9 protein-coding genes are annotated in these 8786 nt (G+C 73.7%); 3 read left to right on the top strand and 6 right to left on the bottom strand.

What is annotated here, in order from left to right:
* Nucleotides 1-332: 332 nt before the first annotated feature.
* From rlmN to BIU96_RS17655, 3 genes are all read right to left on the bottom strand, one after another.
* Entirely contained in the window at nt 333-1565 is a 1233-nt protein-coding gene (gene rlmN / locus BIU96_RS17665; protein ID WP_071293884.1) for a 23S rRNA (adenine(2503)-C(2))-methyltransferase RlmN, read from the bottom strand.
* A 22-nt stretch (nt 1566-1587) separates the two neighbouring features.
* Complete coding sequence (locus BIU96_RS17660; RefSeq protein WP_071293883.1) at nt 1588-2550, bottom strand: C40 family peptidase; 963 nt, start codon at nt 2548-2550, stop codon at nt 1588-1590.
* 250 nt (nt 2551-2800) lie between these two features.
* Nucleotides 2801-3535, bottom strand: coding sequence for a pyridoxamine 5'-phosphate oxidase family protein (locus BIU96_RS17655; RefSeq protein WP_071293882.1), 735 nt, complete (start codon nt 3533-3535; stop codon nt 2801-2803).
* Nucleotides 3536-3557: 22 nt separating this feature from the next.
* Between BIU96_RS17655 and BIU96_RS17650 the strand changes: the two genes are divergently transcribed.
* Nucleotides 3558-5030, top strand: coding sequence for a PLP-dependent aminotransferase family protein (locus BIU96_RS17650; RefSeq protein ID WP_175477600.1), 1473 nt, complete (start codon nt 3558-3560; stop codon nt 5028-5030).
* A gap of 7 nt (nt 5031-5037) precedes the next feature.
* Here BIU96_RS17650 and BIU96_RS17645 read toward each other — a convergent pair whose 3' ends face one another.
* From BIU96_RS17645 to BIU96_RS19995, 3 genes are all read right to left on the bottom strand, one after another.
* The gene (locus tag BIU96_RS17645) at nt 5038-5919 is read right to left on the bottom strand and encodes an alpha/beta fold hydrolase (protein WP_071293881.1); all 882 of its coding nucleotides are present in this window, start codon (nt 5917-5919) and stop codon (nt 5038-5040) included.
* Nucleotides 5920-6028: 109 nt separating this feature from the next.
* Nucleotides 6029-7081 (bottom strand): helix-turn-helix domain-containing protein, encoded by a 1053-nt coding sequence (locus BIU96_RS17640; protein ID WP_083403048.1) that lies wholly within the window; start codon nt 7079-7081, stop codon nt 6029-6031.
* Nucleotides 7078-7254, bottom strand: coding sequence for a hypothetical protein (locus BIU96_RS19995; protein ID WP_175477599.1), 177 nt, complete (start codon nt 7252-7254; stop codon nt 7078-7080). Before BIU96_RS19995 ends, BIU96_RS17640 begins: the two co-directional genes overlap by 4 nt.
* 227 nt (nt 7255-7481) lie before the next feature.
* On the opposite strand from BIU96_RS19995, the gene BIU96_RS17630 reads away from it, so the two are divergent.
* Together BIU96_RS17630 and BIU96_RS17625 are read left to right on the top strand one after the other, a co-directional pair.
* On the top strand, nt 7482-7832 hold the full coding sequence (locus BIU96_RS17630; RefSeq protein ID WP_071293878.1) for a GntR family transcriptional regulator: 351 nt from the start codon (nt 7482-7484) through the stop codon (nt 7830-7832).
* Nucleotides 7829-8786 (top strand): DUF1648 domain-containing protein (locus tag BIU96_RS17625; RefSeq protein WP_071293877.1); only part of this gene is annotated, 958 nt, incomplete at its 3' end. The genes BIU96_RS17630 and BIU96_RS17625, both read left to right, overlap by 4 nt.

Genomic DNA, 8786 nt, shown 5'->3' with positions numbered 1-8786 from the left:
CCAGACGCACTCCCCGCTCGGCACCCGAAGGATGCTCCACCAGAGAGGCTTTCGTTCTTGGTTTCGTTGCCCGGGGAAGAACCGTGGCGGACAAGATCTCCGAGTCTGTGACCCGGTGACCGTCCTGGCCGTTCCGTTCTCCGCCTCAGCGGCAACGAGTGATTACTCTACGCAGAGGTGAACGGGAGCACCAACCTGGGCCACATCCCGGGCGTGTCGGTCGCTCGATGCCCGGAACCACGCGGATCGTGTGGAAGGGCGGCTCCCCCGGGGACGACGAGAGGCACGGTGCGAACCCGCACCGTGCCTCTGGTCTGGACCTGTGTCGCCGCCTACTCGGCAGCGGCCAACTGCCCGCACGCCCCGTCGATCTCCTTGCCGCGGGTGTCGCGGAGGGTCGTCGGGATGCCCGCGGCGTTGAGCCGGCGGACGAACTCGTCCTGCACGTGCACCTCGGACGAGGTCCACACGGAGCCCGGCGTCGGGTTGAGCGGGATCGGGTTCACGTGCACCCAGCCCTTGCCGCGCTTGTTGAGCTTCTCGGCCAGCAGGTCGGCACGCCACGCGTGGTCGTTCATGTCCTTGATGAGCGCGTACTCGATCGAGACCCGGCGACCGGTCTTGACGAAGTAGTTGTGCGCGGCGTCGATCGCCTCGTCGGCCTTCCACCGCGAGTTCACCGGGATGAGCTCGTCGCGGAGCTCGTCGTCCGGCGCGTGCAGGGACAGCGCGAAGGTCACCGGGATGTCCTCGTCGGCGAGCTTGTTGATCGCGGGGACCAGCCCGACGGTCGAGATCGTGATCCCCCGGGCGCTCATGCCGAGGCCGTCCGGCTGTGGCGCCACCATGATCCGCACGGCGTCCATCACCCGCTTGTAGTTCGCGAGCGGCTCCCCCATGCCCATGAAGACGATGTTCGTGACGCGCTCGGCGTCGACGCGGTCGTTGCCGCCCTTGCGCGGGTCACCGCCGAGCTCCCCCGCCGCGATGGCCGCGTTGGCCCGGACGATCTGCTCGATGATCTCGGCCGTGGACATGTTCCGGGTGAGCCCGGCCTGCCCCGTGGCGCAGAAGGGGCAGTTCATGCCGCACCCAGCCTGGGACGAGACGCAGAGCGTGATCCGCCCTGGGTACCGCATCAGGACCGACTCGACCAGGGCTCCGTCGTGCAGCTTCCAGAGGAACTTGATCGTGTCGCCCTTGTCCGTCGCGAGCCGACGGGTCTCGGTGAGGAGCGGCGGCAGCATCCCGGCGACGAGTTCCTCGCGCTGGGCGGCTGGCAGGTCCGTCATCGTCGCCGGGTCGGACGAGTAGTGCGTGAAGTAGTGCGTCGACAGCTGCTTGGCGCGGAAGCCGGGCAGGCCGAGCTCCTTGACCTTCGCGACGCGTTCCTCGACGGTCATGTCGGCGAGGTGGACCGGCGGCTTCCCCTTCTTCGGGGAGGCGAACTGCAGGAGCGGACGACCCTCGGTGTCGGTCGCCTGCTTCCAGCCCTCGGTGCGCGGACGCACCTGCGGCCGAGCAGACTGCTGCTGTTCGAACGGGGTGCGGGTCTCGGAGGCCATCACTCCAGGATACGGGATCCCGTCAGCTGCCCGCGGGGAGGACCCGGGCGAAGTGGTGCGCGGCCGAGTACATCGGCACGATGTCGACCGGGTCGCCGGGGTGCGGGGCCTGCAGCACGAGGCCGTCGCCGAGGAAGATCCCCACGTGGTCCTCGTTGTCGTACACGACGAGGTCGCCCGCCTGCGCCTCGGACTCCGGGATGGTCGTCGCGGCGGCGTCCTGGGTCGGCACGTAGTGGACGAGCGGGATGCCGACCGCGGCGTACGCCACCATCGTCAGCCCGGAGCAGTCGATGCCCTGGTGGCTCGCACCGCCCTCGACGTACGGGTCGCCCATGTACTGCAGCGCGGTCGACACGACCGTCGCCCGGTCACCGCCGGCGGAGAGCACCTTCGAGATGGCGTCCTCGGCCTGCTGGGTGCTCACGCCGAACTTCGTCACGATGGTCGGGTAGGACACGATCGTCGTGGTGGTGGTCATGCCGTCGGTCTGCACGACGGGGACCTGCACGTCGCGGGCGACGGTGTACGTCTGCGCCAGCTGCGAGGTCGTGGTGCCGTGGTGGGCCTCGGCGGACGGGGTGGCGGCGTTCGCGGGGACGGCCAGCGTCAGGCTCGAGGTCACGGCGATGGCCGGTGCGAGCAGCACGGCGGCACGCTTGGCGTTCGCCGCCCGGCGGATGTGCTTCGGGTCCACGGCGCGCTCGGCTCGGAGTGCGGCCGACCGGCTCAGCACGGCGGTGCCGGCGACGGCGGTCGAGGCGACCGGGCGGTGCTGTGCGAGCGAGACGGTCCGCGCGGGCTTCGCGTGCTCGACGAAGGTCGACCGGGCGACGGCGGGACCGAAGGCCGACCGACGACCCCGCGGGCGACGCAGCTCAGCAGGAGCCGGAGCAGCGGGAGCCGGGGGGGCAGTCGCTGCAGGAGCAGGAGCAGTGGGAGTGACGACCGTGTCGGGTGCTGCGGGGAGTGCGTGGCGTCCCATGGTTCCTTCCGGGTCGGACGAGCCGACCCGAGCGGAAGACCAGGCGACTCGGAAAGATAACGTATTGGTCACGAACCTGATCCCGGCTGGGCAGGAGCGGGGCGTTCCTGCGGTTCGTCACAGGGACGGGCGTTCCTCGCAGCCCGCTCCGACCCGGCACCGAGCCGTCGTCGAGCAACGCTCGGGTGGCCCGACGCGAGCGCCGCCCGCGAGCGCTGCCCGCGCGCGCCGACCGCCCTGGAGCCGGCCGTCAGGCGGTCGTCGGCCGCATGACGGCGGCGACCCGCGCCTCCCGGTCGGCCGCCGCCCCGTCCAGCCGGGCCGCGAACGCGCGGACCGACCCGTCGACCGGCGCGTCCCCGGAGACCGCTCCCGCGATCGGCGCCCCGGCCCGGACGGCGAGCGGGAGAACGCCCGCCCACACGCCGTGGTCCTCGCCGTCGTCCACCGCCTCGCCGACGCCGGCCGCACGGATCTTCACGCTGGACCGGTCGAGCGGCAGCTGCAGGACCTGGGTGGCGCGGACCTCCTTGGCGGTCATCTCGCGGACCTCGTCGCGTCGGCCCGGCATGAGGTGGTCGGCGATCTGCCAGAGCGCCTCGGTGCGGAGGTCGTCCGGCACCACGGTCGCGTTCCCGACCACCATCGCGCTCCGGTAGTTCGCCGAGCTGTCGAAGGTCGAGCGCGCGAACACGAGCCCGTCGACGTGCGTCACGGTCGCCGCGACCGGGATGCCCGCCTCGCCGGCGTCGAGGAACAGCCCTCCGCCGGTCGAGCCGTGCAGCAGCAGGACGGGTCCGGCACCGAGGTCCCCGACACCGCAGAGGAACGGCAGGACGATCGGGTGCCCGCCGCGGACGAAGCCGACGTGCGCCACGATCGCCTCGGCCAGGACGGCGGACAGGTCCGCCGGGTCGTGGGACTGCCGGTCGCGCAGGCGACGGACGGTGAGCGAGGGGTCGGACTGGAGGCTCGTGGTGCGCATGCGGGCAACGCTAGGGTCGAGAGTGGTCCGGTTTGTGGACCAGATCGGTGGACTCCGGATGGACCAGTCAGAGAGTACGGCCGGCAAGACCGCGGGCGTGGTCGCGCGGGTGCGCGCGATGGTGCGGGACGGCCGGCTGGCCGCCGGGGACGCCCTGCCCTCGACGCGGGCGATGGCGGCCGAGCTCGGGGTGGCGCGCGGCACGGTCGTCGCGGCCTACGAGCAGCTCGACGGCGAGGGGTGGATCCGGACGCGCCAGGGTGCGGCGGCTCGGGTGGCCGAGGGGGTGCCGGTCGGTCCGGTCTCGCGGACCACGCGGCGAGCGCCGACGGGTCGGGGCAGGGCGACGCACACCGCGGGCGCGACGGACGCCGGGTCCGGGTCCGGGTCCGTGCTCGACTGCCGCCCCGGCATCCCCGCGGTGACCGCGATCGCGCAGCGCGACTGGCGGGCCGCCTGGCGCGCCGCGGCCGACGCCCCGCTGCGGAACGCGCTCTCGGACCCGCTCGGGCTGCCGGAGCTCCGCGCGCAGATCGCCGCACAGGCCGGACTGAGCCGCGGGTTCGCCCCCGACGTCGACCGGGTGGTGGTGACGGGCGGGACCTCGGAGGCGCTGTCCCTCGTCGTCGAAGGGCTCCGCGCGCACCTCGGCCGGGCGCCGGTGGTGGTCGTCGAGGACCCCGGGTACCGCTCCGGGCGTCGGGCACTGACGAGTGCGGGCGCCGTGCTCGTCGGGGTCCCGGTGGGCGAGGACGGGCTCGACCTCGACGCCCTCGAGGCGGCTGGCCCGGTCGACGCGGTCGTGGTCACCCCCACGCACCAGTACCCGCTCGGCTCGGTCATGCCCGTGGCTCGCCGGCACCGACTGCTCGCGTGGGCGGCGGAGACCGGCACGGTCGTGGTGGAGGACGACTACGACTCCGAGTTCCGGCACCGCGGCAATCCGGTGCCCGCCCTGGCGGCGCTCGACACCGCCGGCGTCGTCCTGCACGTGGGCGGCTTCTCGAAGACGCTCGACCCGCGCCTCCGGTGCAGCTGGCTGGTGCTGCCGCCGGGCACCGCGGCCGACGCCGTCACCGCTGCGCGCACCGCACGTGGCCCGGTCGTCGCGGAGCCCGTCCAGGAGGCGCTCGCGCACCTGCTGCGGACGGGTGCGCTCCGCCGCCACCTCGGCCGGGTCCGGCGCGACTACACGCACCGCCGGGAGCGCATCGCGGCTCGGCTCGACGGGATCGCGGGCCTGGAGGCGCGTGCCCTGAACGGCGGCCTGCACGCGGTGGTCACGTGGTCGGCTCCGGTGACCGCGCGGGCGGTGGTGGCCCGGATGGCCGGGGCCGGGGTCCTCGTGAGCGCGCTCGACGAGTACGAGGTCGCGCCGGGCAGCGCGCCCGCAGGGGTGGTCCTCGGGTACGGCGCGTCGACGATGCCGCAGCTCGACCGGGCGTTCGACGTCCTGCTCGGGGCGCTCCGGGTGTCGGCGGACGGGGTCGGCTGAGGCCGGGTCAGGCGAGCCCGAGTCGCAGGTGCTCCCGGACCCGGTCCTGCACGGCGTCGGCATCGCGGTGCGCCCAGAGCGCGAAGTGGGTCCCGCCGGGCAGCGTGAGGAGTTCGGCGCCGGGGACCTCGGCCGCCGCCCGGGCGCTGTGGGACGGGTCGACGTCGGTGTCCGCGTCGCCGTGCACGAGCAGGGTGGAGGCGTGGACGTCGCGGAGGCCCAGGTCCGTCACGGCGCCGAGCGTCCGCACGTCGTTGTCCCAGCCGGGCCGGTGCCGTCCCGAGGTGTTGCCCGTGGTCGCGAGGTCGAGCACGAACGCGCGGCGCAGCGGGTCGGCGAGGACGCCCCGCACATGCTCGGTGAGTGCTGCTCCCCGGAGCGAGCTCACGCCGGCTTCGACGGAGCGCACCACCACGCCGGGTGCCACCCGGGCCGCTGCCCGTGCGAGGGCCGCCCCCACGCGGGTGTGCGTGACGACCCACTCGAGTGGCCCGGGGTGCGGCGGGGTCCAGCGCCCGGAGAGCCCGGCCGCCACGACGAGCGACCGGACGCGGTCCGGGTGGCGGGCGGCGAACCGGTAGGCGGCCGGACCGCCGCCGGACCACGCGAGCACTGCCGCGCGGTCGATGCCGAGGTCGTCGAGCACGGCGGCGTACCGGTCGGCCTCGTCGTCGAGCGACGCGTGGTCGGGGTCGAGCGGTGTCCCGAGGTACCCGGGTCGCGACAGCGTGACGACGCGGAACCCGTCGGAGGGCAGGAACCGCGCCATGATCGCGGCGCCGTCGATGCCGCCGGGCGTGCCGTGCACGACGAGGACGGGCGCTCCGTCCCCGCGGACGGCGACCTCGGTCCGCGCCGCGTCGGCGGCCGGACGCGTCTCGGACTGCATCACCCGACGATATCCGCGTGACCAGGGGCCGGGCTGGGCGGACGGGGCGGGACGGCACCGTGCCTCCCGTCCGCCCTGATGGTCGGTTCAGGACCGACCGGGCCGGTCCTCAGAACAGGACCGTCTCGGCGCGTTCCGCCCCGATCGTCCGCGACGCGACGGCGATCAGTCGGCGCTGCCCGCGGAGGGTGTCGGCGGGGTACTCGCCGTACCGCGCCTCGTACGCCCCGGAGAACCGACCCATGTGCCGGAACCCGCAGGAGTGCGCGACCGCGGCGACCGAGGTCTCGTGGACGTCCGCGAGCTGCAGGCCGAGCCGCGCCTTCTCGAGCCGCAGCTCCCGCAACCACGTCGTCGGGGTGGTGGCCTCGTACCGTTGGAACGCCTCCTGCAGTGTGCGGACGCTGACGTCCGCTGCGGCGGCGATGTCCGTCGCGGCGAGCGGCCGGTCGAAGTGCGCGTACATGAAGGCCTTCGCCCGCTCGACGGTGCTGGCGGGTGTGCTGCGTGCGACGCCTTCGTCGACGGGGTGGAACGCCTCGATCGCGGCCTCGGCGAGTCGGAGGTCGAGCACGGCGCGGTCCCCGTCGACCACGAGCGGGTCGAGCATGGTCGGAGCGACCTCGCGGAGGACCGACAGCAGCGGACCCAGCCGGTCCGGCTGCGCGGTGACCGGGAGGGTCAGCGGCGTCGGGGACGCGTCGGAGCCGACGACGGCGACCGCTTCGAGGAAGTCGGCGTCGAAGTGCACCAGGTGCTGCGTACCGGGCGGGGCCCAGGCGTGGAAGGGACGACCGGCCGGGTACATCACCGGGACGCCCGGTCGGAGGGTCACTGCCTCGTCGTCGCGGTCGTCGTCGAGGACGATGCCGCCCTCGACCGACCAGGCCAGCACGTACTGCCGGTCCGGCGCCAGGATCCCCGAGCGGCACGCGGACACCGACGACGTGCGGAGGCTGACCCGGCCGTCACCCGTGGCACGGTAGCGGAACGCGAACGGTTCGGCTCCCGGGGCGAACGCGACCTCCCGCCCGTCGTAGACCTGCTGGTAGAACGCCCTGGCCTCTTCCGGGTCACTCCCACGGCGGACGAACTCGCTGACGTGGGTCCTGCGGACGTCGGTGTCCACCGGCGGAGGCGTCGTCGCATGGTGCGGACTCATCGGCGCCCCCGTCCACGACCGTCCCGGATCTGGACGAGGTCACCCAGCGAGGGTTCGGCGTCCGTCGGCAGTGCCCACCCGCGCCGGGTGGCCTTCCTGAGGTGTCGGTACGTCGTCACCTTCACGGGTTGGACGTCCTCGTTCGATGTGTACTTGGTGGTGTTCTTCGGCATGTCGTGCTCCCTGATCACGGCGTCCCGCATGTTCGTCGAAGCGGCTCCCCCCGGGACGGTTCGCATCCCGATGGGACACGGAACGAACCCCTGTACCGGGAAGCTACGCGGGGTCGTGCGGACCCGCGTGGAGCGGACGGTCAGTCCGCGCATGATGGACGGAGCAGTCCACAGCTGCTGATCCGGTTGCTCTGGCGTGCGCCGGATTGTTCGCATAGAATGCGAACATGCTGATCACCGTCGATCCCGGGGCGAAGGCCTCGCTCGCCGAGCAGGTCGCCGCCCAGATCCGGCACGCGATCGCCCGCGGCGACCTCCGGAGCGGGGAGCGACTGCCGTCCGCGCGCGACCTCGCCGCCGCCGTCGACGTCAACATGCACACGGTCCTCCGTGCGTACGCCCAGCTGCAGGACGACGGGCTCATCGAGCTGCGTCGCGGCCGCGGGGCGACGGTGCTGCGGTCCGGGAACGCCTCGTTCGACCGGCTCCGCGCACTCGTGACGGAGCTCCGTGACCAGGCGGAGACCCTCGGGGTCCCGCTCGACGACCTGTACGCGATGATCAAGGGGGCACGATGACGACCACACGATCGATGAACGCCGGAGCACGGGTGGCGGTGGTGGCTCCCGGAGTCGCTGTGCTGCTGGCCCTGGTCGTCTCGGCGCTGACGCTGGGCCCCGGGCTGCCGACGCGGGTGGCGACGCACTTCGGCGCCGACGGGACGGCCGACGGCTGGGGTTCGCCGTGGCCCGTGCTCTGGATCGCCGCTGCCCTCGCCGTCGGGTCAGTCGTGCTGTCGGGCATGGCACTGCGGTCGGCCGACCGGCGGACCTGGGCGATGGTGCTCCTGGTCGCGAACCTGCTCGCCGGGTCGCTCGGCACGGCCTGGATCGTCGTGGCGGCCGTGAACTCGTCCGGCGACCCGCGGTTCCCGGTGTGGTGGGCGCTGGTCGTCCTGCCGGTGATCGCGATCCTGGCGGCTCCCCCGACGATCGCGCTCGTCCGCCACGCTGCGCCGGTGCCGGCACACGACGTCGAGCCGCTCGACGTCACGCCGGACGCCCGGGTCGCGTGGCGCGCCCGGGTCGGCAGCCCGTGGCTCGCCGCGGTCGGGGGCGTCGCACTGCTCGTCGGCGTCTGGGCGGTGTGGCTGACCGCGTCGGTCAGTGCCGGCACCGCCGTGGTCACGGGCGTGCTGCTGCTCGTCGCCGGGATCGCCGTGCTCGTGCTCGCCCGGGTCGAGGTCACCGTCGACCGGCGGGGGCTCCGGCTCACCTCGACGTGGACCCGGATCCCGATCATGCGCGTGCCGCTCTCGCGCATCGAGTCCTGCGGGTGGGAAGAGGTCTCGCCCGGGCAGTGGGGTGGCTGGGGCTACCGGATCTCCGGGCGGGGCATCGCGTACGTGGTCCGGTCCGGGCCGGGGATCGTCGCTCGGCTGCGGGGTGGCGGCGCGCGGATGGTGACCGTGGCGGACGCGGAGCGCGGGGCGGCTGCGCTCGGGGCGTTGTTGGCGGGCGGTTCGGCGGGCG

This window comes from Curtobacterium sp. MCBA15_008 (genome assembly GCF_001865065.1).
In the GTDB taxonomy this organism is placed as follows: Bacteria; Actinomycetota; Actinomycetes; order Actinomycetales; family Microbacteriaceae; genus Curtobacterium.
This window is presented reverse-complemented; position numbering and strand designations above follow the sequence as displayed.

What these genes read in the sequence shown, in the direction of transcription:
- BIU96_RS17655 (WP_071293882.1), bottom strand. Translation starts at nt 3,535, where the DNA reads ATGCGCACCACGAGCCTCCAGTCCGACCCCTCGCTCACCGTCCGTCGC.
- BIU96_RS19995 (WP_175477599.1), bottom strand. Translation starts at nt 7,254, where the DNA reads ATGCCGAAGAACACCACCAAGTACACATCGAACGAGGACGTCCAACCC.
- BIU96_RS17630 (WP_071293878.1), top strand. Translation starts at nt 7,482, where the DNA reads ATGCTGATCACCGTCGATCCCGGGGCGAAGGCCTCGCTCGCCGAGCAG.
- BIU96_RS17645 (WP_071293881.1), bottom strand. Translation starts at nt 5,919, where the DNA reads ATGCAGTCCGAGACGCGTCCGGCCGCCGACGCGGCGCGGACCGAGGTC.
- BIU96_RS17640 (WP_083403048.1), bottom strand. Translation starts at nt 7,081, where the DNA reads ATGAGTCCGCACCATGCGACGACGCCTCCGCCGGTGGACACCGACGTC.
- rlmN (WP_071293884.1), bottom strand. Translation starts at nt 1,565, where the DNA reads ATGGCCTCCGAGACCCGCACCCCGTTCGAACAGCAGCAGTCTGCTCGG.
- BIU96_RS17660 (WP_071293883.1), bottom strand. Translation starts at nt 2,550, where the DNA reads ATGGGACGCCACGCACTCCCCGCAGCACCCGACACGGTCGTCACTCCC.